This is a genomic window from Polyangium jinanense, from assembly GCF_028435265.1.
Classification (GTDB): Bacteria; Myxococcota_A; Polyangia; order Polyangiales; family Polyangiaceae; genus Polyangium; species Polyangium jinanense.
The window spans coordinates 1-25,450 of the sequence record NZ_JAGTJK010000012.1; the positions used below are offsets into that span (position 1 = coordinate 1).

Here is a 25,450-nt window from a genome sequence, read left to right on the forward strand (position 1 = left end):
TCGTCTTCCTCAACAAGTGTGACGCGGTGGACGACCCGGAGATGCTCGACCTCGTCGAGATGGAGGTCCGCGAGCTCCTCAACAAGTACAACTTCAACGGCGACAACGCGCCGGTCGTCCGTGGTGCGTCGCTGCCTGCGCTTCAGGGTGACCCGAAGTGGGAGGCGAAGATCGGCGAGCTGCTCGACGCGCTCGACAGCTACATCCCGGAGCCGGAGCGCGCGATCGACAAGCCGTTCCTCATGGCGATCGAGGACGTGTTCTCGATCAAGGGCCGCGGCACGGTGGCGACGGGTCGTATCGAGCGTGGCGTGGTCAAGGTCGGCGAAGAGGTCGAGATCATCGGCTTCAAGGACACGCGCAAGACCGTGGTCACGGGCGTCGAGATGTTCCGGAAGCTGCTCGATCAGGGCATCGCCGGCGACAACGTCGGTTGCCTCCTGCGCGGCGTCGAGAAGGACGACATCGAGCGTGGCCAGGTCCTCGCGAAGCCGGGCTCGATCACCCCGCACACGGAGTTCTTGGGCGAGGTGTACGTCCTGAAGAAGGAGGAGGGCGGCCGTCACACGCCGTTCTTCACGAACTACCGCCCGCAGTTCTACATCCGGACGACGGACGTGACGGGCACCGTCAAGCTCCCCGAGGGGGTCAAGATGGTGATGCCGGGCGACAACATCACGATGAACATCGAGCTCATCGCGCCGGTCGCGCTCGAGGAGCAGATGCGGTTCGCGATCCGCGAGGGTGGCAAGACCGTCGGCGCGGGCATCGTGACCAAGATCCTCAAGTAACGAGGCGTGATGTCGGTGCAGGGCGGCGGTTCCCGTGGCTCCGGTGGGGCCACGGGAGAACGAGGGACACGCATCCCGGTCTCGCTGGCCTGCACCGAGTGTACGGCGAGGAACTACAAGACGACCAAGTCTCCCGGGGATTACGTAGAACTGAAGAAGTTCTGCAAGCAGTGCAAGAAGCACACGCTGCACCGGGAGACGAAGTAGTCGGATCCGAAGTAGACGAACCGCTCGGCTCGTGGCATCTGTCCCGGGTCGAGTAGGTTGAAGGGGTATAGCTCAGCTGGTAGAGCAGCGGATTCCAAATCCGCAGGTCGGGAGTTCGAGCCTCTCTGCCCCTGCCCTCAAGGGCCCCTCCTTTCGCTGTCCGTTCAGCACCAGGTGGGGCCGCACGAAACGCCTCGCTCGATCTCGCGAAAGCGAGCGGGCGAGGCGTAGATGTCGGTGACGCTGCTCGAAGCGGGATCCGGCACGTTTGGGAAACGGCGATGGCGACACGACGAGAGAAAGACGAGGCACGGAAGGCCCAGAAAAAGGGCTCTGCGCCGGACTCCGCCCCGGATTCGGGTGCGGATGCTTCGCTTGCGGTGCGCAAGGGAATCGATCTCGACGTGGCGCCCGACGCGGACGAAGTCGGCGAAGAGCACGACGAAGCTGCTGCAGAGGGCCCGGAAGGGCAGGCTCCTGGCGAAGAGGCCGGGGAAGACGGCGAGGTCGCGGCGGCGCGGCAGCTCGGGACCGACCGCTACGTGATGGCGGGGTTCTTCGGGGCGGCGATCCTCGGCGCGTACGTGCTTGGCAAGGCCATCCACGGGATCTGGAGCAACCTCTCGAACCGGGATTGGTTCAGCCGGGCGGTGCCTGCGCTCGCGGCGGTTGTGGATGAGGACAAGGCGACGTATGCGACCGTGATTGCGGGCGTCGTCGCGGTCATCGTCACGCTGCGGACCTATCGGCGTCCCGACGTGCGGGAGTGGACGGACGAGGTCGCTTCGGAGCTGATCAAGGTCAAGTGGCCGACCAAGAAGGACGTCACGAACTCAACCGTGGTGGTCATTGCGGCGAGCGCCGTGGCCACCCTTTATCTCGCGCTGCTCGACAGGTTGTGGTCGTTCGTGACGGGCATCGTCTACGGCACTGGAAGCTAGGGCCGTTCGGGAGCCACGCGCCATGGCGAAGAAGTGGTACGTCATTCATACCTACTCGGGCTACGAGGCAAAGGTGCGCGATGCGCTCCAGCAGCGAGCGAAGCAGCACGGCCTCGAGGACAAGATTGGCGAGATCTTGATCCCGAGTGAAACGGTCACGGAGAACCGTCCGGGGGGCAAGCAGCGGGTTCGCCAGAAGCTCAGCTTGCCTGGCTACATCTTCGCCGAGATGGAGATGAGCGAGACGGTGTGGCACCTCGTGAAGGACACGCCGAAGGTGACGGGCTTCATCGGCAACCAGACGCCGCAAGAGGTCCCGGCCCCGCAGATCGAGAGTCTGCGTCGAGGCATCGTGGAGGGCGCGGTCAAGCCGAAGCCCAAGCTCACGTTCGAGGTCGGCGAGGAGGTTCGCGTGCTCGACGGCGCGTTCGCCAACTTCACCGGGACCGTGGACGACGTGAAGATGGACAAGCAGAAGCTGAAGGTCAAGGTGTCGATCTTCGGCCGTCCGACCAGCGTGGAGCTCGATTTTTCTGCGGTAGAGAAGCGCTGAGCGACGCTCCGGGTCGGTACGAACAAGGTAGACGCAGCACAGAACGGGTAAAGCAATGGCGAAGAAGGTCACCGGGTACGTCAAGCTTCAGCTTCCTGCGGGGAAGGCCAACCCCTCGCCGCCGGTCGGTCCTGCGCTCGGCCAGCACGGCGTGAACATCATGGCGTTCTGCAAGGACTTCAACTCGCGGACCGCCTCGCAGGGCGACATGATCATCCCGGTGGTGATCACGGTCTATTCGGACCGGTCGTTCACGTTCATCTTGAAGACGCCGCCCGCGTCGGTCCTTCTCAAGAAGGCCGCGGGGCTCGAGACGAAGAAGAAGCCTGGCTCGGGTTCGAAGGAGCCGAACAAGGTGAAGGTCGGCCAGGTGACGCGCAAGCAGCTCCAGGAGCTTGCGCAAATGAAGATGCAGGACATGAACACGACGAACCTCGATTCGGCGATGCGCAGCATGGCGGGTACGGCCCGCTCGATGGGCATCACGATCGTCGACTGAGTTCGTCCTTCGCGCGCTCTGTCGCATCTCCGTTTGTCGGAGAAGCCGGCGACGGGCACGCGACCGCGTGAAAGCGCGGTTTTATAAGAGCACCCCCCACGTTGGGAGGAGAGCACCACGGTTAAAACGGCGCACCGTGGGAGGCGTAAGCCGATACAACAGGAGGGCAGATGCCGAAAGTCGCCAAGAAACGCGCTGCGGCCCAGGCCATGGTGGACCGCACGCGCAAGTACACGCTCCAAGAAGCGTGTGCGCTCGTAAAGCAGGCCGCATCGGCGAAGTTCGACGAGACCGTCGATATCGCTGTGCGGTTGGGCGTGAACCCGCGTCACGCGGACCAGATGGTTCGCGGCGCCGTGGTCATGCCGGCCGGAACGGGCCAGTCGGTCCGCGTCCTCGTCTTCGCCAAGGGCGAAAAGGCGAAGGAAGCGGAAGCGGCGGGCGCCGATTTCGTCGGTGAGGCCGACCTGGTGAACAAGATCCAGGAAGGCTTCATGGACTTCGACCGCGTGATCGCTACGCCCGACATGATGGGTTTGGTCGGTAAGCTCGGTCGTATCCTCGGTCCGCGAGGCCTCATGCCGAACCCGAAGGTCGGCACCGTCACCGTCGATGTGAAGACGGCGGTGTCCGAAGCGAAGGCCGGCAAGGTGGAGTACCGCGTCGAGAAGGCGGGCATCGTGCACGCTCGGATCGGCAAGGCCTCCTTCAAGGAGGACGCGCTCGCCAAGAACGCGGAGGCCTTGATTCAGGCTCTCATTCGCGCGAAGCCGTCGACGGCGAAGGGGGTGTACCTCCGGAGCATCACGTTGTCTTCGACGATGGGGCCGGGCGTCCGGATTGACCCGGTGCACCTCAGCGACAAGGGTGAGGAGGGCTGATCATGGAGCGCACGGAGAAAGAGGCTCTGGTCGGCGAGGTCAAGCAGCGATTCGATCGCATGACCTCGGCGGTCTTCCTCGACTTCACGGGGCTCAACGTCGCAGTGGTCACGAAGCTGCGCGACGAGTTCCGGAAGGCGGGCGTCGAGTATCGAGTCGTGAAAAACACGCTCGTTCGTCACGCGATCAAGCATCACGCGTGGTCGAAGAAGCTCGACGACACGCTGGTCGGGATGACCGGGATCGCCTGGAGTTACGAGGATCCCAGCGCCGCCGCGAAGGTCGTAAAGGCCTTCCGCAAGGACAAAGAGCACGAGAAGCTGAAGATCAAGGCGGGCCTCATCGAGGGCCAGATTCTCGACGCCGAAGGCGTGGAGAATCAGCTCGCGTCGATGCCCGGCAAGGACGAGCTCAGGGCGACGCTGCTTGCCACGTTGCAGGCGCCTCTCCAGCAGTTCTTGCAGCAGCTCAACGCGCCTCTTCAGAACTTCGCGTACCTGTTGAAGGCCAAGGAGGACGCGGCGGGCGGGGCGGGCTGAGCCCACGTTCCGGGTCCGATCGTGGTCGGGGCGAAGGGGGACCGGAGGTGGTCCGGAGCTCCAAACGCTCGACCAGTGAGAAAGGGCATTGCGCCCTTCGGGTTTTGATCTACAGACGCGCCCCGGGGTACTCATCCCACCGCGGCGCGCAGACGGTTTGAAGGAGTCTCGTCATGGCTGAGATCACGCGGGAGCAGGTCGTCGATTACCTTTCCAACCTGCCGGTCATCCAGATCGCCGAGCTCATCAAGGAGCTCGAGAACAAGTGGGGCGTGAAGGCTGCTCCGGCGGCGGTGGCGGTTGCTGCTGCTCCTGGTGGCGGTGGTGGTGAGGCTGCGCCCAAGGCCGAGGAGAAGACCGAGTTCGACGTCGTGCTGGCGAACGCCGGCGCGAACAAGATCGCGGTCATCAAGGCGGTCCGCGAGATCACGGGCCTTGGCCTCAAGGAGGCGAAGGACCTGGTCGAGGGCGCGCCCAAGAACGTGAAGGAAGCGGTCTCCAAGGCCGACGCCGAGGAGATGAAGAAGAAGCTCACCGAGGCAGGTGCGACGGTCGAGCTCAAGTAAGGATCCGAGCTTCCCGTTCAGGGACAGCGCGATCCGCCATGCGACGGCGGCAGGGGCGAACGTCCCTGCCGCGCGTCGAGTTTTGTCTTTGGGGGGTTTGCTGCTGCGTCTGTCGCGTGATTCGAGCGCGTCTTCCAGGTCGCGGTAGCGCAGCCGAGTTTGTCCGTCGCCGGGACCTTTGATGGCTGTTTCGTAGCTTCGAGGCTGATGCTCGGTTCGTGGAGCGCGCGGGGAACGAGCCCTGCGCACCCGTAGGAGCCGGAGGAATATCGATGCCGTCGGTCGTCCAATCCAACTTCCGCATCCGTAAGAATCTGGGGCGCGTTCGTCGCATCATCGACGTTCCGAACCTGATCGACATCCAGAAGTCCAGCTACGACAAGTTCCTCCAGATGAACGTCCCGCCGCACGAGCGGGAGGAAGTCGGGCTCCAGGCGGTGTTCCGCTCGGTGTTCCCCATCAAGGACTTCAACGGGACGAGTGAGCTCGTCTTCGTTTCGTACAACCTCGAGCCGCCGAAGTACGACGTCGAGGAGTGCCGCCAGCGAGGCATGACCTACGCGGCGCCGATCAAGGTCACCAACCAGCTCATGATCTACGACACCCGTGACGGCGGTGAGCGCATCGTCCGGGATATCAAGGAGCAGGAGGTGTACTTCGGCGAGCTGCCGCTGATGACCGAGACCGGTACGTTCATCATCAACGGCACCGAGCGCGTGGTCGTCAGCCAGCTGCACCGCTCGCCCGGCGTGTTCTTCGATCACGACAAGGGCAAGACGCACTCGAGCGGCAAGCTGCTCTACTCGGCGCGCGTCATCCCGTACCGCGGCTCGTGGCTCGATTTCGAGTTCGATCCGAAGGACATCATCTACGTGCGCATCGACCGTCGCCGGAAGATGCACGCGACCGTCCTCCTGCGCGCGCTCGGCTACTCGACGCAGGACCTCCTGAACTACTTCTACTCGACGGAGACGGTCTACCTCGAGAAGGGCGGCAAGTACGCGAAGAGCATCGAGTACGACCTCCTCGCGGGCCAGCGCGCGACGCGTGACATCAAGATCAAGGAAGATGTCATCGTCAAGAAGAACACGAAGTTCACGCGCGCCGCGATTCGCAAGATGAAGGAGGCGAAGCTCGAGCGCATGCAGGTCGAGACCGAGGAGCTCGTTAGCAAGGTCGCGGCGCACGACGTCGTCGACCCGGAGACGGGCGAGGTCATCGTCGAGGTGAACGAGGAGCTCACGGACGCCAAGCTCGAGCGTATCCGCGAGGCGAAGCTCGAGAGCTTCCGCATCCTCTTCATCGACGGCCTCAACGTCGGCTCGTACCTCCGCGACACGCTGCTCGCCGACAAGGTGAAGACGCAGGAGGACTCGATCCTCGAGATCTATCGTCGCCTCCGCCCGGGTGATCCGCCCACGCTCGAGACGGCGAAGACGCTCTTCCACAACTTGTTCTTCAACCCGGAGCGTTACGACCTCTCGAAGGTCGGCCGGCTGAAGCTGAACTACAAGTTCTACCGGGATCTGCCGGAGGGCCAGCGCCCGAACCTCGATCTCACGGTGCTCACGCCGCAGGACATCCTGGAGACGGTCCGGCACCTCATCGAGCTCAAGAACGGCCGCGGCTCGGTCGACGACATCGACCACCTCGGCAATCGCCGCGTGCGCGCGGTCGGCGAGCTCATGGAGAACCAGTACCGCATCGGCCTGGTCCGCATGGAGCGCGCGATCAAGGAGCGCATGAGCATGTCGCAGGAGATCGACACGCTTATGCCGCACGACCTGATCAACGCGAAGCCCGTGAGCGCGGTGGTCAAGGAGTACTTCGGGAGCTCGCAGCTCTCGCAGTTCATGGACCAGACAAACCCGCTCTCCGAGGTCACGCACAAGCGTCGTTTGTCCGCCCTCGGTCCGGGCGGCCTCACGCGCGAGCGCGCGGGCTTCGAGGTGCGCGACGTCCACGCCACGCACTACGGCCGCATCTGCCCGATCGAGACGCCGGAAGGCCCGAACATCGGCCTCATCGCGTCGCTCTCGACGTTCGCCCGCGTGAACGAGTTCGGCTTCGTCGAGACGCCCTACCGCAAGGTGACGGAGAGCACGGTGACCGACGAGGTCGTCTGGCTCAGTGCGCTCGAGGAAGAGGGCAAGTACATCGCGCAGGCGACGGCCGCGCTCGACGATGGTCGCAAGTTCCGCGAGAACGTGGTCTCGGCGCGTCTGAACGGCGATTTCAAGATCGTCGCGTCGGACATGATCGAGCTCATGGACATCGCGCCGAACCAGATGGTGAGCGTCGCGGCCGCGCTCGTGCCGTTCCTCGAGCACGACGACGCGAACCGCGCACTCATGGGCGCGAACATGCAGCGTCAGGCGGTGCCGCTCATCCGGAGCGAAGCGCCGCTCGTCGGCACGGGCATGGAGAACCGGCTCGCGCGGGACTCGGGCGTGTGTGTCGTGGCGCGTCGCCCGGGCATCGTGGAGAGCGTCGACGCGACGCGCATCGTGGTGCGCGCCGCGGGCGAGGGTGCCGAGGTGCCGGACATCTACCACCTCATGAAGTACCAGCGCTCGAACCAGTCGACCTGCTACACGCAGAAGCCGATCGTGCGCACGGGCGACGTGGTGAAGGCGGGCGACGTGCTCGCGGACGGCCCGTCGACGGACATGGGCGAGCTCGCGCTGGGGCAGAACGTGCTCGTCGCGTTCATGCCGTGGCAGGGCTACAACTTCGAGGACTCGATCCTGGTCTCGGAGCGCATCGCGAAGGACGACGTGTTCACCTCGATCCACATCGAGGAGTTCGAGTGCGTCGCGCGCGACACGAAGCTCGGCAAGGAGGAGATCACGCGCGACATCCCGAACGTCGGCGAGGAGGCCCTGAAGGACCTCGACGACTCGGGCATCGTGCGGATCGGCGCCGAGGTTCGTCCGGGCGACATCCTCGTCGGCAAGATCACGCCGAAGGGCGAGACGCAGCTCTCCCCCGAGGAGAAGCTGCTTCGCGCGATCTTCGGTGAGAAGGCCGGCGACGTGCGCGACAGCTCGCTCAAGGTCCCGCCGGGCGTGAGCGGCATCGTGATCAACGCGCGCGTCTTCTCGCGCAAGGGCACGGAGAAGGACGATCGCGCGCGGGACATCGAGGATCAGGAGCGCGCGCGGATCGAGCGGACGCGTGACGAGGAGATCAAGATCCTGCGCGATTCGTTCTATCGCCGGGTTCGCGAGATCCTGGTCGGCAAGACGACGAACGGGAAGCTCGTCGACGACAAGGGCAAGGTCCTGCTCCAGAAGGGCGACGAGATCACCGAGGCGGCCCTCGCCGAGATCCCGCGCCGTTACTGGGGCGAGATCCCGGTGGAGGAGACGGACCGGATCCAGAACATCCTGCGGGATCTGGAGGACCTCGTCCGCACGCGCGAGGAGCACTTCCGCGACAAGATCGAGCGCCTGTCGAAGGGCGACGAGCTGCCGCCGGGCGTGATCAAGATGGTGAAGGTCTACATCGCCATCAAGCGCAAGCTCCAGGTCGGCGACAAGATGGCAGGCCGCCACGGCAACAAGGGCGTCATCAGCCGGATTCTCCCGGAGGAGGACATGCCCTACCTGCAGGACGGCCGGCCGGTGGACATCGTGCTGAACCCGCTCGGCGTGCCGAGCCGCATGAACGTCGGTCAGATCCTGGAGATTCACCTCGGCTGGGGCGCCTACGAGCTCGGCCGGCAGATCCAGCAGATGATCGAGGATCAGAAGGCGGGCGCCGAGATCCGCAATCGTCTAGCCGAGGTCTACGCGGGAGACGAGGAGAACTCGGCGATCGTCGCGTCGATGGACGAGGGTGACGCCGTGCGTGCCGGGCGCAAGGTTCGTCAAGGCGTGTTCGTCGCGTCGCCGGTCTTCGACGGCGCGACCGAGGAGGACATCAAGGGCGCGCTCGCGCTCGCGCGTCTGCCGAGCTCGGGTCAGGCGATCCTGTTCGATGGTCGCACGGGCGAGGCGTTCGATCAGAACGTCACGGTGGGCATCATGTACATGCTGAAGCTGCACCACCTCGTGGACGACAAGATCCACGCCCGGTCGATCGGCCCCTACTCGCTCGTGACGCAGCAGCCGCTGGGCGGAAAGGCTCAGTTCGGCGGTCAGCGCCTCGGCGAGATGGAGGTGTGGGCGATGGAGGCCTACGGCGCGGCCTATGCGCTGCAGGAGTTCCTCACGGTGAAATCGGACGACGTCATGGGTCGTACGCGCATGTACGAGGCGATCGTCAAGGGCGAGTACACGCTGGAGGCCGGCCTGCCGGAGAGCTTCAACGTGCTCATCAAAGAGCTGCAATCGTTGTGTCTGAACGTCGAGCTGGTCGAGACGGGCCTCGAGGCCTCGGCCGCGGAAGAGGAGTGATGCCGAATGCGTGACATCTTCAGCTTCTTCGAGAAGCCCAAAGATCCGCTGTCGTTCAGCGCCATTCGGATCTCGCTCGCGAGCCCGGAGAAGATCCGGGAGTGGTCGCACGGCGAGGTGAAGAAGCCGGAGACCATCAACTACCGCACGTTCAAGCCGGAGCGGGATGGTCTCTTCTGCGCGAAGATCTTCGGGCCCGTAAAGGACTACGAGTGCAACTGCGGCAAGTACAAGCGCATGAAGCACCGTGGGATCGTGTGCGAGAAGTGCGGCGTCGAGGTCATTCAGTCGAAGGTTCGACGTGAGCGCCTCGGCCACATCTCGCTCGCGACGCCGGTCGCGCACATCTGGTTCCTGAAGAGCCTGCCGTCGCGCATCGGCAACATGCTCGACATCACGCTGAAGGATCTGGAGAAGGTCCTTTATTGCGAGGCGTACATCGTCATCGACCCGAAGGAGACGGGTCTGCAGCGCGGCGACCTCCTCAGCGAGGAGCGCTACCTGCAGATCATCGACGAGTACGGCGACGACAAGATCGCCGCGGGCATGGGCGGCGAGGCCGTGCTCGAGATGCTCAAGCAGGTCGACGTGCACGCGCTCGCGGAGCTGCTCCGCGAGGAGATGCGCAAGGCGACGAGCGAGGCGAAGCGCAAGAAGCTCGCGAAGCGCCTGAAGGTCGTCGAGGCGTTCCGGGAGAGCGGCAACCGGCCCGAGTGGATGATGCTCACGGTCATCCCCGTGCTGCCGCCCGACCTGCGTCCGCTCGTGCCGCTCGACGGTGGTCGGTTCGCGACGAGCGATCTGAACGACCTCTACCGCCGCGTCATCAACCGCAACAACCGCCTGAAGCGGCTGCTCGAGCTCAACGCGCCCGAGATCATCATCCGCAACGAGCGGCGCATGCTGCAGGAGGCGGTCGACGCGCTCTTCGACAACGGCCGCCGTGGCAAGACGATCACGGGCCCGAACAAGCGTCCGCTGAAGAGCCTCAGCGACATGCTGAAGGGCAAGCAGGGTCGCTTCCGTCAGAACCTGCTCGGCAAGCGCGTCGACTACTCGGGCCGCTCGGTCATCGTCGTCGGCCCGACGCTGCGCCTGCACCAGTGCGGTCTGCCGAAGAAGATGGCGCTCGAGCTCTTCAAGCCGTTCATCTACAACAAGCTGGAAGAGCGCGGGTACGTCAACACCATCAAGAGCGCGAAGAAGATGGTGGAGAAGGAGCGTCCCGAGGTCTGGGACATCCTCGAAGAAGTCATCAGTGAGCATCCGGTGCTCCTGAACCGCGCACCCACGCTCCACCGCCTGGGCATCCAGGCGTTCGAGCCGGTGCTCATCGAGGGCAAGGCGATCCAGCTCCACCCGCTCGTTTGCGCGGCGTTCAACGCCGACTTCGACGGCGACCAGATGGCCGTGCACGTCCCGCTCTCGATCGAGGCGCAGATGGAGGCGCGCGTGCTCATGATGAGCACGAACAACATCCTCTCGCCCGCGAACGGCAAGCCCATCATCAACCCGACGCAGGACATCGTGCTCGGGCTCTACTACGCCACGCGCGAGCGCAAGTTCTCGAAGGGGAGCTTCCGCGAGGGCAGCCTGCGCTTCGGCGCGGACGGTCAGGGCACCGAGGGCTCGACGGCCGAGGGGTATCTGCGCGGCGTCTACGCATCTCCCGAGGAGGTGCGCATGGCGTACGACGCGGGCGAGGTCGTGCTGCACGCGGGCATCCGCGTGCGCGTGCCGCACATCGACGAGGACGGTAACCCCGTTCGCGACGAGCACGGCCAGATCAAGCGCCGCATCGTGCAGACGACGGTGGGTCGTGTGCTCATCTCCGAGGTCCTGCCGAAGGGCGTGAGCTTCGACTACGCGAACAAGACGCTCGACAAGAAGGCCCTCTCGGCCCTCATCGACGTCTGCTACCGCGTCCACCGCAACAAGGAGACCGTCCTTCTGGCGGACCGGCTCCGCACGCTCGGCTTCGACCACGCGATGCGCGCCGGTATCTCGATCTGCATGGATCACATGGTGATCCCGCCGGCGAAGCGCGACCTCCTCGACGAGGCGCAGCGCGAGGTCGAGCGCGTGGTCGAGCAGTACCAGGAAGGTCTGATCACCGACGGCGAGCGCTACAACAAGATCGTCGACATCTGGGCCGGCGTGGCGGACGCCGTGACGGCGAAGATGATGGACGGGATCGGCAAGGAGCGCGTCGTCGATCCGGAGACGGGCAAGGAGAGCATCGAGCCGAGCTTCAACCCGATCTACATCATGGCGGATTCGGGCGCGCGTGGTTCGACCCAGCAGATCCGTCAGCTCGCGGCGATGCGCGGCCTCATGGCCAAGCCCTCCGGCGAGATCATCGAGACGCCCATCACGGCGAACTTCCGTGAAGGCCTCACCGTGCTGCAGTACTTCATCTCGACGCACGGCGCGCGTAAGGGCCTCGCGGATACGGCGCTCAAGACGGCGAACTCGGGTTACCTCACCCGGCGTCTCGTCGACGTCGCGCAGGACGCGGTCATCTCCGAGTTCGATTGCGCCACGATCGACGGCATCCGCGTGACGAAGCTCGAGGAGGCCGGCGAGGTGATCCAGCCCCTCGGCGACCGCATCCTCGGCCGCGTCGTGCTCGAGGACGTGATCGACCCGCTCACCGGCGAGGTCCTCATCACGGCCAACACCGAGCTCGACGAGGCCTCCGTCAAGCGGATCGAGGACGCGGGCATCGAGGAGGTCGTGATCCGGTCGGTGCTCACCTGCCAGACGCGGCGGGGCGTTTGCGCGCTCTGCTACGGCCGCGACCTCGCGCGTGGCTACCGCGTCAACATCGGCGAGGCGGTCGGCATCATCGCCGCCCAGTCGATCGGCGAGCCCGGCACGCAGCTCACGATGCGCACGTTCCACATCGGTGGTACGGCGGCCCGCGGCAAGATCGAGGCGAGCTACCTCGAGGCCCGGACCGAGGGCACCGTGCGCCTGCGCCGCGCGAACGTGCAGCGCAAGAAGGACGGCACCATGGTGGTCATGAACCGCCACGGCGAGCTCGTCGTCGTCGACGAGACGGGCCGCGAGCGCGAGCATCACCGCCTGGTCTACGGCGCCAACATGAAGGTCGCCGACGGCCAGCGCGTGAAGCCGGGCGAGCTGCTCGCCGAGTGGGACCAGTTCGCGACGCCGATCCTCACCGAGGTCACCGGCATCGTGAAGTACGGCGATCTCGTCGAGGGTGTCAGCGTCCAGGAGCGCGTCGACGAGGTCACGGGTCTGTCGCGCAAGGTCGTCATCGAGTCCAAGGCGGCCGACCTCCGCCCGCGGATCTCGCTGAAGGATCCGCACTCGAACGCGACCTTGAAGCTCCCGAACAGCGAGCTCGAGGCGCGTTACCTCCTGCCGGTCGGCGCGCACATCGTCGCCCAGCAGGACGACATGATCGAGGCCGGTGACATCATCGCCAAGATCCCGCGCGACACGACGAAGGTGCAGGACATCACCGGTGGTCTGCCCCGCGTCGCGGAGCTCTTCGAGGCCCGCAAGCCGAAGGATCACGCCATCATCAGCGAGATCGACGGCGAGGTCTCCTTCGGCAAGGACACGAAGGGCAAGCGCAAGGTGATCATCACGCCGTTCGGCGCGGATGGGCACCCGCTCGCGGATCAGGCGCGCGAGTACCTGATCCCCAAGGGCAAGCACATCCAGGTGCAGCCCGGCGATCGCGTGCGCGCCGGTGATCCGCTCCAGGACGGCCCGCCGAACCCGCACGACATCCTGCGCGTGAAGGGCGAGAAGGAGCTCGCGGCCTGGCTCGTGAACGAGATCCAGCAGGTCTACCGCCTGCAGGGTGTCGGTATCAACGACAAGCACATCGAGGTCATCGTGCGGCAGATGCTCCGGCGCGTTCGCGTCAAGGACGTCGGCGACACGAACTTCCTCGTGGACGAGCAGGTCGAGAAGCACCTCTTCGAGCGCGAGAACGAGCGGGTGCTCGAGCGTAGCGGCCGTCCCGCCATCGCCGAGCCGCTGCTCCTCGGCATCACGAAGGCGAGCCTGTCGACCGAGTCGTTCATCAGCGCCTCGTCGTTCCAGGAGACGACCAAGGTGCTCACCGAGGCGGCGATCAGCGGCAAGGTGGACGATCTCCGCGGCCTCAAGGAGAACGTCATCATGGGTCGCCTGATCCCGGCCGGGACGGGCCTGCCCGCCTACAAGCGGCTGCAGGTCATCGTCGAGGGCGAGCAGCCGGTGCGCGAGCGCGCGCCGGCCGCCGAGCCTGCGGCTCCGCCCATGGCGCCGCCGCGGCCTCGCCCCGAGGAGACGCTCACGGCCGTCAACGAGGAGTGAGCTGCAGGGTAGGGGGGTCGTCGTCGCCGACGGCCTCCTGACCCCAAAGCCGCACGCCCGCCCTGTCTTCAGGCGCGGGCGTGCGCTTTTTGTTCGGCCAGGCACGCGCCGTCCCCTGTCGATCCGCCGGAGGACTGCTGCTTCGGCGGGTCTTGGGATACCCCGTCGTTGCGGACATGTACTATCTCTGCACTCGCGATGTCCGTGCTCGGCACCAACCAGCGTGTCGCTGATCGCCTGCTCTCCGACGGCCGGATCGCGGCCGAGGAGCATCGGCGCGCCGTGGATCACGCGAGCCGTCAGCGCGGCCGGATCGAGGATTCGCTCATCGAGCTCGACATCCTGCCCGAGGGAGATCTCCTCAAGTACGTCGCGACGCTGCACAACACGCGGTTCGTCTCGACCGAAAAGCTCGCGAAGGCCGCGATCGAGCCGCGCGTGCTCGGACGCGTCTTGCCGAAGACCGCGAAGATGCACGGCGTCTTTCCGGTGCTGCTCGACGAGGCGAAGTCGGTGCTCTCCGTCGTCACCGCGGATCCCGACAACGACGCTGCGATCCACGAGGTGAAGCTCGCGGCGGGCGTGCGCGAAGTGCGCGCGCTCGTGGCTCGGCCGGCCGCGGTGCGCGCTGCGATCGCGCGGCATTACTTCAAGGAGGTTTCCGCCTTCGAGGCGCTCCTCCGTCCGGTCGCGACGAACGCCCAGACCGGCGACTTCATCGACATCGAGCTCGGCCCCGCGCCGGCGCGCCCTGCGACGGGGCCCATTCCTTCGCCGGCTGCGTCGCCGCGCAACCCGGGCGTGCAGGCGCCGCCGCCGCCGCGCGCGCCGATGCCCACGTCTCCCTCCGCGACCGGACAAACCAGCCCCACCGGCGCGCGTGAGCAGACGCAGCCCTCGGTGCACACGGGCAGCACACAGCCTTCCCTGAACGGCGGCCACGCGCCGATCACGGCGACCGCGCAGACGTCGCCGAGTGGAGGGCAACCGCCGACCACGCAGGTGCGTGCGTTGACGGGGACCGCGCCTTCGCCCACGCCGCCGCCGCCTCCGGTCCCGATCCTCACGCCGATCGAGACGCACGAGTACATCGAGACGCTCAACGTCCTCGTGAGCTTGCTCGAAGCGAACCGCCAGGATCTGCGTGGTCACTCGGCTGTCGTCGCGCGCCTCTGCCGCCGCACGTGCGAGCGCATCGGCCTCGCGCCTGCGCACGTCGCCGCGTTTGTCGTGGCTGCGTACCTGCACGATCTCGGCAAGATGGGCGCGTATCACCTCACCGCGCTGAACGTCGCCGAGTACGAGGGACATCGCGTCGCGGGCCTCAAGGCCGTCGCGCTCCCGGCGCAGCTCATGGGGTCCGTGGGCCTGCCGGCGGAGACCGTGGCCGCGCTCCAGGCCATGTACGAGCGGTACGATGGCCGCGGCTTGCCGCATGGCCTCGCGGGCAAGGAGATCCCGCTCGGCGCGCGTATCCTCGCCGTCGCGGACACCTACGCCGACCTCACGCAGAACCCGCGCAACCCCTTCCGCAAGATCCTCCGCCCGGCCGAGGCGTGCGACGTGCTCGCCGGGTATCGCGGCACCGTCTTCGATCCGAACATCGTCGACCTCTTCCGTCACGAGGTCACGGGCGACGACATGCGCGCGCGGCTTTTGTCGGAGCGGTACACGGTGCTCGTCATCGATCCGGATCCCGAGGAGACCACGGTGCTCGAGCTTCGCCTCATCGAGCAGGGCTTCGAAGTGCGCGTCGCGCGGACCGTGGCGCAGGCGTGGCGCGAGCTCGAAGGCGGCGAGATCGCGGCCGTCGTCAGCGAGATCGACCTCGAGGAGCCGGAGATGGGCCTCGCGCTCCGTGCCGACGCGCAGAAGGAGTCGTGGGGACGCGGGATCACGTGGGTGATCCTCACGCGCAAGAACGACCGCCACAGCGCGCAGAAGGCCTTTGATCTCGGCGTCGACGACTTCGTCTCGAAGCCGACGTCCGCGGACATCTTCGCGGCAAAACTCCGTCAGCTCGTGGAGCGCCGTGTCGCGCGCGGCGGTGGGCGCGGCGTGACCGGATCGCTCGCGGAGATGAGCATCCCGGACATGGTCCAGGTTCTCTGGCATGGCCGCAAGACGTGCGCGCTCCGGATCCAGACGGGCAAGGGCACGGGCGAGATCCACTTCGCCGAGGGGCAGGTCGTGGACGCGCGCTGGGAGCAGGTCGTCGGCGAAGAGGCCTTCTACCGGATGCTCGCGCTGAACGAGGGCGAGTTCCGGCTCGAACCGGGCGTCGAGCCTTCGGGGCGCACGATCGCCGTATCGCCCGAGGCGCTCTTGCTCGAAGGCATGCGCCGCCTCGACGAGGGCATGCTGCACGCTCCGTAAGGGGCGTTTCCCCTCCGCTTTCTTTTGCGAATCTCCAGCCGTTGTCGGTCCGTGGAGCGTCGAGACGCGTAGAGTGAAAAGGCTACGCGCCTTCATGGGGGGTCGCGTAGCGGAAGCGTCCCTCGCTCGGCCTTGCCGGGCCCTTGCCTTGGAGGATCGTGATGAAGCTCCTTCGCGCCCTCGCCTTGTCCTTGCCCTTCCTCGTGGTGCCCGCCCTCTACGCGACCGATTCGAATGCGTGTGGCGGGTGCTTCATCACCCAGCAGGAGACCACGCAGGTCACGGGCCACCGCATGGTTCTTTCGATCTCGAACGATCGGACGACCCTTTGGGATCAAATCACCTACGCGGGGGATCCGTCCTCGTTCGCGTGGCTCCTGCCGATCAAGGGGCAGGTCGACATCGGGCTCTCGTCCGACGCGGTCTTTGGCGCGCTCGAACAGGCCACACAGGTCTCGGTCCTCTCGCCCTCGATCAACTGCCTTCCGCCCGACTGCGTGGGCGCGCCGAGCGCGGGCGGCGACAACGACTCGGGCTCGGGCGGCGCGGGCGGCGGCGTCGAGGTCATCGCCGAGGAGGTCGTCGGCCCGTACGCGACCGTGCAGCTCTCGTCGCAGGATCCGAACGCGCTCGCGAACTGGCTGCTCTCGAACGGCTACAACATCCCGCCCGACATCAAGCCGATCGTCGACGCGTACGTGAACGAGGGCTTCGACTTCCTCGCCCTCAAGCTCGTGCCTGGCCAGGGCATCAACTCGATGCGCCCCGTGCGCGTCACCTCGCTCGGCGCGGTCCCGGTCCTGCCGCTGCGCATGGTCGCCGCGGGCACGGGCGCGCTCACGCCGATCACGCTCTGGGTCCTCGGCGAGGGCCGCTACGAGCCGACGAACTTCCCGAGCTTCCAGATCAAGCCCGCGGATCTCGTGTGGAACTGGGACACGCAATCGAGCAACTACAAGGACCTCAAGCAGCAGAGCTTCGACACGTCGGGCGGCAAGGCGTGGCTCGTCGAGGCGGGCGAGCCGCTCTCGCGTTACTGGATCGAGGACAATCTCAAATACACGGCCGAGTTCGACCCCGAGAACAGCGGCTACGGCGGCGATCCGATGGGCCCGAGCGCGCTCGAGGAATGCGTGGAGGACATGGCCGCGCTCTTCGGCGCGATCCCCGAAAACAACCTCTGGGTGACTCGCATCCACGCGGAGCTCTCGCGCGAGGCGCTGAAGACCGACCTCACGCTGGGCGCGTCGAACGACCAGTCGTACGTCGAGCGATGGCTCCAGGTCACGACCGCCGTCGGCACGCCGCCCGCGTGTCCGCCGCCGCCGGAGTGGTGCTCCGACCCGGGCGGGCCGATCACCGACCCCGACGTGAACCCCTGGGACAATGGCTTCGGCGTGGGCGAGGACGACCCGAACCCGGGCTCGAAGAGCGCGGGCTGCGCCGTCGGCGGCGAGGCGGGCATGCCCGCGGCGCTCGGGCTCCTGGGCGGCGCGATGTTGCTTTCGGTCGCGCGCCGCCGTCGCCGCCGGTGACGTCCCATCGCGCGGGTTTTTCCGGGTCATCCCGGCGTGCAGCCCGCGCGATTTTTTCGCGGATCGCGCGTCTTGCCGTTTCGTTCGGGTCGCCCTAGCCTCGTTCGTAGGCGTGGACCGCGTCCATGCGGCCGCGACCCGGAGGAAATCATGTACGGTCCCAAAGGTCAGAGCAGTGGCGGTGGACGTCCGTCTGCGGCTCCCAAGAAGATCACCGTGCCGGACATTCGCGCGCGGAAGGCAGGCGGGCCGCCGATCGCGATGGTGACGGCCTACGACTTCACGATGGCGCGACTGCTCGACGAGGGCGGCGCGGACATGCTGCTCGTCGGCGATTCGCTCGGCATGGTCGTGCAAGGGCACCCGACGACGCTGCCTGTGACGGTCGAGGAGATTTGCTACCACGGCCGCGCCGTCGCGCGCGGGGCGCGGCGCGCGCATGTGGTCGGGGACCTACCGTTCATGAGCTTCCAGCTCTCGCCCATGCAGGCGCTCGAGAGCGCGGGCCGCTTGATGAAGGACGGCGCGTTCGAGAGCGTGAAGATCGAGGGCGGCGAGGAGGTGGCCGAGCACGTGCGCCGCATCGTCACGGCGGGCATTCCGGTGTGCGCGCACATCGGGCTCACGCCGCAGTCGGTGCACGCGATGGGCGGCTTCAAGGTGCAGGGCAAGGGCGACGACGCCGCGGCGCGGCTCGTGCGGGACGCGCAGGCGCTCGACGAGGCTGGCGCGTACGCGATCGTGCTCGAAGCGATCCCGCCGGATCTCGCGGAGGAGATCACGGCGGCCGTGTCTGTCCCGACGATCGGCATCGGCGCGGGCGCGGGGTGTGATGGGCAGGTGCTCGTCTGTTACGACATGCTCGGCATGTACCCGGATCTGCGCCCGCGCTTCGCGAAGCGTTTCGCCGAGGTGGGCGAGCAGATCATGGCGGCGACGCGGGCGTACGTGGAGGAGGTGCAAGCGCGCACGTTCCCCGGCGCCGAGCACAGCTTCAAGCCGAACGGCCCGCGCCGCATTCCGCCGCCGGCCGAGCCCGCGGCCGCGACCGCGGTGCTGGAGGAGATCCCTCCGCACTGGCAGACGCATTGAGGTTTGGCGGGGGCGGGCCCGGGATCGGAGCCTGCCCCCGCGCTTTCGGCGTCAATTGCAGTTGATGCCGCAGATGAGCTCGACCTCGCCGACGCAGATGCCGTCCCAGTTCTGCTCGCAGCAATAAGGATCGGCCTTGCAAAGGGCCGCCGCGCACGGGTTGCACGTCGGATCCAGCTCGTCGCCCGACTGGCAGATCGAGTGCGCGCAGTTGCAGCTCACGCCGCACTTCATCGTGGCCGCCTCCACGCAGGCCTGGTCCCAGCCCGTCGTGCAGCACGCGGGCTGATCCATGCACACCGCCGTGATGCACGGATCCGCGCCGCAGAGCGTGTCCGCGAGGTACGAGCATGCCCCGGTCCACGGCGCGCTCGACCCCATGCCGCAGCAGTTCGCGTCCTGCATGCACACCTCGTCCACGCACGACGCGCGGCAGACGTCGGGATCGAGGGCCGCACCCGTGCCGCAGACCGAGTGCGGGCACTCGGCGCAGGGCCCGCAATCCTCGGCGCACGAGCCGCAGTCCTCGCCGCCGTTGCACACGCCGTCGCCGCAGAAGCAGGCGCCGCAGTCGTTCGGGCACGAGTCGCACGTCTCGCCGTTGCACTCGCCATTGCCGCAGCAGCCGGCGTTGCAGAGCTGATCGGCGAGCGCCACGCAGTTGCCGCCCCAGAAGTCCTCGCAACACGCGGCTCCGTTCTCCGATGCGCAGACCTGCTCGACGCACGGATTGCAGCCCGCGTTGAGCGCATTTCCGACCGTGCAGACGGCGTGCTGGCAGGTATCGCCGCCGCCGGACGAGGACGAGGACGAGGACGAGGACGAGGACGAAGAGGCCGACGAGGAGGACGCGGACGACGAGGACGAGCTGGAGCTCGACGCGCTCGACGAAGAAGACGTGCTCCCGGACGACGACGACGATGCGTTCATCCCGCCCATGCCGCCGCTGCCCCCGCTGCCGCCTTCCCCTCCCGCGCCGGGGTTCTGCGGCGAGCCGAAGAGGTCCCTGCCGTCGGCGGTACACCCGGCCGCGGCGAGCGCGGCGATCGCGAGCAAGCAAGTGAATCGCATGTCCTCACGCCTCCGAAGCGAGAACGGCGATGCTACCGCGGTTCAGACCGTCGTGGACGCCGAACCCTCGCGCTTTTGCCCCACCGCGCGCAGGAACAGCTCCAGCACGACGAGCCCGAGCAGCCCGAGCGCGACGTAGGGCGACGCGTCGATCGAGGGCACGACGCCGCCGAGCGCCTCGGCACGCGCCGCGTCGATCACGCGCCGCGGGCGCAGATCGATCTCGCGCTCGGGGACGGTCGCGACGCGGATCGCGCGCTCGCCGTCGAGACGCACCTCGTACCGACCCCGCAGCGGCGCCACGGCGCGGCGGCGTCCGTCCTGCTCCACGACCGGGATCGGCCGCCGCGCTTCGCCTGTGCGGAGCGGCAATCGCTCGATCGACACGTCCTTGAACCCGTCGAACGTGAACGCGTCGCCGACGTCGATCTGCCGCGCCCCGCCCCGCGCCCGCGCCGTGCCCACGAAGCGGTCGAGCAGGGCGAGGAATGCCGGCCGCAGGACGAAGTCGCTCTCGTCCACGGTGAGCGGCAGCGAGAGCGCGAAGACGGCGCCGCGGCCGAGCGAGCGGCGCAGGAGCAGGGGCGCGCCGTCGTCCCAGCGCGCGAGCATGTCCGCGTTCGTCGCGGCGGCCGGATCGAAGGACGCGCGTCCGTCGGGCGAGAGCTTGCCGAGGCCCTCCGCGCTCGGCCCGAAAAACACCGCGCTCGCGGGATCGGCGCCCTGGGACGGACTCGGCCCCCAGCGCACCACGCCTGGCACGAGCGGATCGAACCCCGCCCCGAGTGGCGCTGTCGCCGCGCGCGGCCCGAACGTCAAGAGCAGCACGCCCCCGCGCTCGACCCACGCCGAAAGCGAGCGCCGACCCTCCGGCGTGAAGCCCGGCACGTCATCGACGATGAGCCCGGCAAACGCGGCGAGCTCATCCGCGTGGTCCGGCACCGCGGGCAGCGGCCGCACCTCCGCGTCGAGGTGCATCGCCGTGAGGGCCTGCTCGATCGGCGGCGGCCCGCCCGTGGCCACGTGCGTCGAGGCCACGTCCACCACGACCGCGATTGGCAGCGCCCCGCCGGCCGGCACGACCGGGGCCTCGTCGTCCTCCAGGATCGCGTCGCCCGGCGTCAGCCCGACCGTCAGGTCCTCCGGCGCTCCTTCCGGCACGTCGAGCGCGACCTCCTCGGCGCGGACGGACGGCCCGAGCGGCGCCGACGCGAGCACCTTCCCCTCGGCCCGCAGCTCCACCGCGCGGCCCGCCGAGGCCGAGATCACCGCCGCGCCCTCGCCGGCCGGCCGCGCCTCGGGGCTGCACACGACCCGCGCCCGCACCTTGCCCGAGCGCAGATCCGCGCGTGTCACGGCGCAATCGCGGTCTGTGGCTTCGAGCTCCGGCAGCGGCACCCACAACGTCGTGTCCGAGCCGCCGCCGAGGGGCGTGGCGTTCGGCGCTCCATCGGCGAGGTCGCTCAGGAGCACCACCCGCCGATCGGCGTGCGGAACGCTGCGCAGAAGCTCCCGCGCCAGGGCCAGCGCGCCATCCAGATCCGTCGCGCGATCCGACGGCTCGATCCCATCGAGCGCGCCCGTCACGGCCGCCATGTTCGTCGTGGACGCGAGTGCCACGCGCGCGGGCGCGCCCCCGAGGACCACGGCCACCGCATCGCCGCTGCGCAGGCCCGTGGCGAGCTCGCGCGCCGAGGCGAGGGCCCGATCGAACTTCGTCCGTTTCCCCGGCGCGGCCGTTCCGCCCTCCAGCGGCGCGCGCATGCTCAGCGAATCGTCGATCACGATCGCGAGCGCCACCGAGGCTCCGTCTTTTCGCTCCAGGCCGAGCCGCGCGCACCGCACGAACGGCGTCGCGCCGAGCACCGCGAGCAAGAGCACGCTGAGCGCTCGCACCGCGAAGAGCGAGCGATCCTCCAGCATGCTCCGCCGCCGGGCCAATGGCTTCGTCGGCGGAACGAGCTTCGCGGGCGGGAAGGGTTGCTCCTCGGCTTGCCTTCGCCGGAGCAGGTGCGCTGCGACCGGCGCGGCGACGAGCAGCGCCACGAGCAGCGCGGCGATCGTGGCGAAGCTCATGCGCGCGCCTCGGCCACGGCGCGCACCACTTCGCGCACCACGTCGGCGGGAGGCTTGTCCGTGACAGACTCCACCCAGCGCCCGCCCCTTCCGGAAAGCTCCGTCGACCAGCGCTCGGCGATCCCGGCGAGCCGCTCGCGGTAGACCGCGCGCACCTCCTCGGCGTCGGTCTCCACGACCACGTCGCCCTCGCTCGCGCGGAGCCGCACGTGCCCGGAGAAGCCGAGATCCGCCTCGTTCGGGTCGAGCACCCGCAGCGCCACGAGCGAGCGCCCGCCGGCTGCGAGCGCCGAAAATGCCGACAGCGCCCGCTCCGGCAGGTCCACGAAATCGCTCACGAGCACGATCACCGCGCCTCGCCGCGCCCGCCGTGCCACCGGGGCGAGGGCCCGCTCCATCGCCGCCTCGTCCGTGCTCGCGTCACCCGCGGCCGCGGCCCCTTCGAGCGCCCCGGCCACCCGATCGAACGCCTCGCGCCCGCTCGACGCTGGCAGCGGCAGCGTCCCGCGCCCGCCGATCCACGCGAGGCCCACGGGATCCCCCGTCGACAGCGCCACGCGTGCCAGCGCCGCGGCCACGAGCGCCCCGTAGGCGAGCTTCGCGCCTGGGGCCCGGCTGCTGCGGTAGGCCATCGACGCCGTCGCGTCCACACAGAGCCAGAGCGCGCGATCCGTCTCCGTCTCGAACTCGCGCACCATCATCCGGTCGTGCCGGAGCAGCGCGCGCCGGTCGAAGAACCGGAGATCGTCGCCGGGCACGTAGGGCCTGTGCCCGCCGAACTCCACGCCGGGCCCTTTGCGCACGCTCCGGTGCCCGCCGGCGTAGACGCCCTCGGCCAGCGTCCGGGCCCTGAGGCGCAGCGGCGCGAGGCTACCCCAGTCGATGGGGATCCCATCTCTTCCGGAGCGCGACGAAGGGCGAAGCTCGGCCATGGGGACGGTTGAATTAGCCCAACACGACGGGCCCGCCACGACAAAACTTGTGGCAAGGAGAGGACCGTGCGCGTGTTCTTCTGCGGCCCTTTCCGCGTGTTCCTCCTCGCCGCGTTCCTCCCGGCGTGTCGCGGCGGCGACGCCCCCGAGGCCACGCCCGCGCCCGCTCCCCCCGATACCGCATTCTCCGCCGCGCCCTCGGCCGCGCCCCCGCGCCGCCCGACGATTCGCCATTACCTCGCCCGCACGGCCGAGCGATGCGAGGTTCATTCGGTCGACCGGGACGTCGTCTCCCCGGCCACGCAGACCCCTTGCCCGCAGGATTTACAGGTCGGCGAGCGCATTCGCGTGATGGGGAAATCGTGTTTGCGGGAGGGGAGCACCGAGCGGACGCAGCCGGTGGTTTGTCCGGGGGCGCTGCTTTCGGCGGCGCGGGAGCCTCCGGGTCCGGACGGCGGGGCGCCCTGAATCAGCACCCCCCACGCAGCGCCAGGCGGAGCGGCTTCGCCACGGAGTCCGCGCCGAACCGGCGTGTTTCGATGATGGGCGAGTCGCACTCCACCAGCATGACCTGATGCACCAGCGCGCCCTCGCCGGTGCGCACCACAGTGCTCTTCAGCCGCGTCGCGCGCCAGGGAACCCAGGCCTCGGCGCCGTCGTCGCAGCGCACGGGGGCATAACGCAGCATGAACGGACGGATCAAGTCCTTGTGCGACGCCGAGAACACGCGTCCACGGGGGAGCTTGCAGCGCGACTCTAGCGCCGCAATGGCACGCTCCCGCCGCTCTCTCTGTTCGGGCAGGCTGACCCATTTCTGCGCGAGTGCCTCGTCGAGAGCCTCTTCGGTCTTCTCGAGATCTTCTTTCGAGAACGCGGCCGTATCCTCGGCGAGCTCGACCGCGCTTGAGCGACTGTCCTTCGGCTGGATTTTTCGCGACGCTGCGTCCTCGGGCGAGGCGAGCTCGACGAGCTCGGTCGGACCGGACAAGCGCGCCTGATATTGCTCGGCCTGGTCCTTGCGCTCGAAGAGCCCAGCCACGACCGCGAGCCCTTTGCGCTTGGGATCGGCGAGCGGCAGATCGTCCAGCGTCGTGACGAACGGGTATCCCGTCGCGAGCTCCCCGGTCCCCCCGCTGCGGAGTGCCGCTTCGGCCGCATGGGCGTCGACGGCGACGCCGAGGAAGAGTGCATAACGCGGCGCGCTTTTCTTGCATTCCTCGTCGAGATAAACATCGAGGTGGCAGAAGCCAGCCGGCAAGACATCCTCGGCGGGGATGGGGCGCAGCGCCAGCGTGGGTGCTGGAGGCGGAGCGGTCGCGGCGGACGCCGGCGCGGCGCTGGTCGTGGAAGCGGTACTCGGCAGGGTTGCTGCCCTGGGGACGACCTGCTGTCCGGCATTGGATGACGAGCACGCCGACAGGGACAGGGATACGCACAGCACGACGGTGAATGGCAGGGCAGGTCGATCCATGAGGAAAGGCGCTACCACGAGAGATCGGGGAGCGCAATTCTCACGCCTTGCCACGGCTCACGAGAGCAGCTACCCACCTCGCATGCGCGTCGCTTCCGTTCTGCTGTTGCTCGCGGGCGTCTTTTCCTGCGCAATCACCCCCCCGGCCAGCGCTCCCCCGCGTTCCCGCGGGTCGGGGATCGAGCCCGCGACACGAGCATCGCCCGAGGTCCCGGCCGATGAGGTCCGCTTTCGTCTCCCGCTCCCGCCGCCGGAAACGGGCCGCCTCGTCTTCTTCGATGTCCGCCCCGACCCGCTGCACAGCTTTCCTGCCGTCGCGATCGAGAGCGCCGGACGTCCGGTGCAGACGGTCGTGCTCGACGGCCCTGACAACGAGCAAATGGGTTGGGAGGCCGTCGCGCGGGCCGGCGAGGCTTCCCGCGAGGTCATCGGCGTCCTGGACAATCGAATCGAGTCGCCGGGCTGGGACCTGGTCATCGTTGCTTCGACCGATTCCGGCCGCACCTGGGCGCGCCGTGCGACCCTCCGCAAGGTCTACTACATGGCAACGGTGGAGTCGCTGATTGCGCGATCGCGGGATCATTTCGATCTCGTCCTCCGGCTCGACGACGACTATGGCGCAGGCGTCGCGCCCGGCCGATATGTCGCTTCGACCGAGGACCGGGGATCTTCGTGGTCTCCGTTCGTCATTGCGCGTTGACGCCAGACTTCCAGCCATGTCGCCCCTGAAGGCGAAGGCCAGGAAAGAACGCCCCGCTGTCCGGCATTCTCACGAGAGCAGCGACCCGCCTCGCATGCGCGTCCGCTCCCTGTTTTCACGCTGGACTGCGTAGGCCTCCCGCTCCCGCCCTACGCTGGTTCGTGGAACACACGCCCGGGCCACCCGGCCGCCCCCTGTTTCGCGGAAAAGCTCTGACCGTCGTCGCGTCCGCCGACGGTTCGGCTCCGTGACCGTCCCGGGCTCGACCTCCGCGCTGGAATTCCTTTGCGAAACAGCGCCGGGCCGTCTCGCCAGCCAGCCGTTGTTTTCCGCAACCACGCCGGGACGCGGACGCGGCCCATCGTTGTTTCTGCCGGAAGCGACGAGGGCCCGAGCGCCGATCCTGTCCTGCCGCGGAACGATTCCCGGCCCGCCGCGCTTCTCCCCGTTCGGCAGCCGAACAGGCCCCGTCCTCCGAGGCC

19 protein-coding genes and 1 tRNA gene are annotated in these 25,450 nt (G+C 67.9%); 16 read left to right on the forward strand and 4 right to left on the reverse strand.

Annotated elements, in window-relative coordinates:
• The 14 genes from KEG38_RS22585 to panB form a co-directional block, all read left to right on the forward strand.
• Positions 1-791: elongation factor Tu (locus KEG38_RS22585; protein ID WP_272421791.1), on the forward strand; the 791-nt coding region annotated here is incomplete at its 5' end.
• A 9-nt stretch (positions 792-800) separates the two neighbouring features.
• A complete protein-coding gene (gene rpmG / locus KEG38_RS22590) occupies positions 801-998 on the forward strand; it encodes a 50S ribosomal protein L33 (RefSeq protein WP_372518185.1) in 198 nt (65 codons plus the stop codon).
• A 61-nt stretch (positions 999-1,059) separates the two neighbouring features.
• Positions 1,060-1,132 (forward strand) — tRNA-Trp (locus tag KEG38_RS22595).
• Between the two features lie 147 nt (positions 1,133-1,279).
• Entirely contained in the window at positions 1,280-1,939 is a 660-nt protein-coding gene (secE, locus tag KEG38_RS22600; RefSeq protein WP_272421792.1) for a preprotein translocase subunit SecE, read from the forward strand.
• Positions 1,940-1,961: 22 nt separating this feature from the next.
• Entirely contained in the window at positions 1,962-2,492 is a 531-nt protein-coding gene (gene nusG, locus KEG38_RS22605; RefSeq protein ID WP_136932097.1) for a transcription termination/antitermination protein NusG, read from the forward strand.
• Positions 2,493-2,547: 55 nt separating this feature from the next.
• Positions 2,548-2,991 (forward strand): 50S ribosomal protein L11, encoded by a 444-nt coding sequence (gene rplK / locus KEG38_RS22610; protein WP_272421793.1) that lies wholly within the window; start codon positions 2,548-2,550, stop codon positions 2,989-2,991.
• A 170-nt stretch (positions 2,992-3,161) separates the two neighbouring features.
• Positions 3,162-3,872 (forward strand): 50S ribosomal protein L1, encoded by a 711-nt coding sequence (gene rplA, locus KEG38_RS22615; RefSeq protein ID WP_272421794.1) that lies wholly within the window; start codon positions 3,162-3,164, stop codon positions 3,870-3,872.
• Positions 3,873-3,874: 2 nt separating this feature from the next.
• A complete protein-coding gene (gene rplJ, locus KEG38_RS22620; RefSeq protein ID WP_272421795.1) occupies positions 3,875-4,411 on the forward strand; it encodes a 50S ribosomal protein L10 in 537 nt (178 codons plus the stop codon).
• Between the two features lie 173 nt (positions 4,412-4,584).
• Complete coding sequence (gene rplL / locus KEG38_RS22625) at positions 4,585-4,977, forward strand: 50S ribosomal protein L7/L12 (protein ID WP_272421797.1); 393 nt, start codon at positions 4,585-4,587, stop codon at positions 4,975-4,977.
• A 272-nt stretch (positions 4,978-5,249) separates the two neighbouring features.
• Positions 5,250-9,377, forward strand: a complete 4,128-nt coding sequence (gene rpoB / locus KEG38_RS22630; RefSeq protein WP_272421798.1) for a DNA-directed RNA polymerase subunit beta — start codon at positions 5,250-5,252, stop codon at positions 9,375-9,377.
• Between the two features lie 6 nt (positions 9,378-9,383).
• On the forward strand, positions 9,384-13,715 hold the full coding sequence (rpoC, locus tag KEG38_RS22635) for a DNA-directed RNA polymerase subunit beta' (RefSeq protein WP_272421799.1): 4,332 nt from the start codon (positions 9,384-9,386) through the stop codon (positions 13,713-13,715).
• 198 nt (positions 13,716-13,913) lie between these two features.
• Positions 13,914-16,091, forward strand: coding sequence for a DUF4388 domain-containing protein (locus KEG38_RS22640; RefSeq protein WP_272421800.1), 2,178 nt, complete (start codon positions 13,914-13,916; stop codon positions 16,089-16,091).
• A 161-nt stretch (positions 16,092-16,252) separates the two neighbouring features.
• Positions 16,253-17,626 (forward strand): DUF2330 domain-containing protein, encoded by a 1,374-nt coding sequence (locus tag KEG38_RS22645; protein ID WP_272421801.1) that lies wholly within the window; start codon positions 16,253-16,255, stop codon positions 17,624-17,626.
• Between the two features lie 150 nt (positions 17,627-17,776).
• Positions 17,777-18,718 carry a 3-methyl-2-oxobutanoate hydroxymethyltransferase gene (gene panB / locus KEG38_RS22650; RefSeq protein WP_272421803.1) on the forward strand — a complete coding sequence of 314 codons (942 nt, stop codon included), beginning with the start codon at positions 17,777-17,779 and terminating at the stop codon, positions 18,716-18,718.
• A gap of 51 nt (positions 18,719-18,769) precedes the next feature.
• Here panB and KEG38_RS22655 read toward each other — a convergent pair whose 3' ends face one another.
• From KEG38_RS22655 to KEG38_RS22665, 3 genes are read right to left on the reverse strand one after another with little or no spacing between them, the layout of a single operon-like run.
• Positions 18,770-19,789, reverse strand: a complete 1,020-nt coding sequence (locus tag KEG38_RS22655) for a hypothetical protein (protein ID WP_272421805.1) — start codon at positions 19,787-19,789, stop codon at positions 18,770-18,772.
• A 42-nt stretch (positions 19,790-19,831) separates the two neighbouring features.
• Positions 19,832-21,865, reverse strand: a complete 2,034-nt coding sequence (locus KEG38_RS22660; protein WP_272421806.1) for a vWA domain-containing protein — start codon at positions 21,863-21,865, stop codon at positions 19,832-19,834.
• A complete protein-coding gene (locus tag KEG38_RS22665) occupies positions 21,862-22,797 on the reverse strand; it encodes a DUF58 domain-containing protein (protein WP_272421808.1) in 936 nt (311 codons plus the stop codon). Before KEG38_RS22665 ends, KEG38_RS22660 begins: the two co-directional genes overlap by 4 nt.
• 66 nt (positions 22,798-22,863) lie before the next feature.
• Between KEG38_RS22665 and KEG38_RS22670 the strand changes: the two genes are divergently transcribed.
• Entirely contained in the window at positions 22,864-23,265 is a 402-nt protein-coding gene (locus KEG38_RS22670) for a hypothetical protein (RefSeq protein WP_272421810.1), read from the forward strand.
• A gap of 1 nt (position 23,266) precedes the next feature.
• Here KEG38_RS22670 and KEG38_RS22675 read toward each other — a convergent pair whose 3' ends face one another.
• Positions 23,267-24,268: a hypothetical protein gene (locus KEG38_RS22675; RefSeq protein WP_272421811.1), complete on the reverse strand. Its 1,002-nt coding sequence runs from the start codon at positions 24,266-24,268 to the stop codon at positions 23,267-23,269.
• Positions 24,269-24,350: 82 nt separating this feature from the next.
• Here KEG38_RS22675 and KEG38_RS22680 point away from each other — a divergent pair, with 82 nt between their 5' ends.
• Positions 24,351-24,968, forward strand: coding sequence for a hypothetical protein (locus KEG38_RS22680; RefSeq protein ID WP_272421812.1), 618 nt, complete (start codon positions 24,351-24,353; stop codon positions 24,966-24,968).
• The last annotated feature ends 482 nt before the right edge of the window (positions 24,969-25,450 follow it).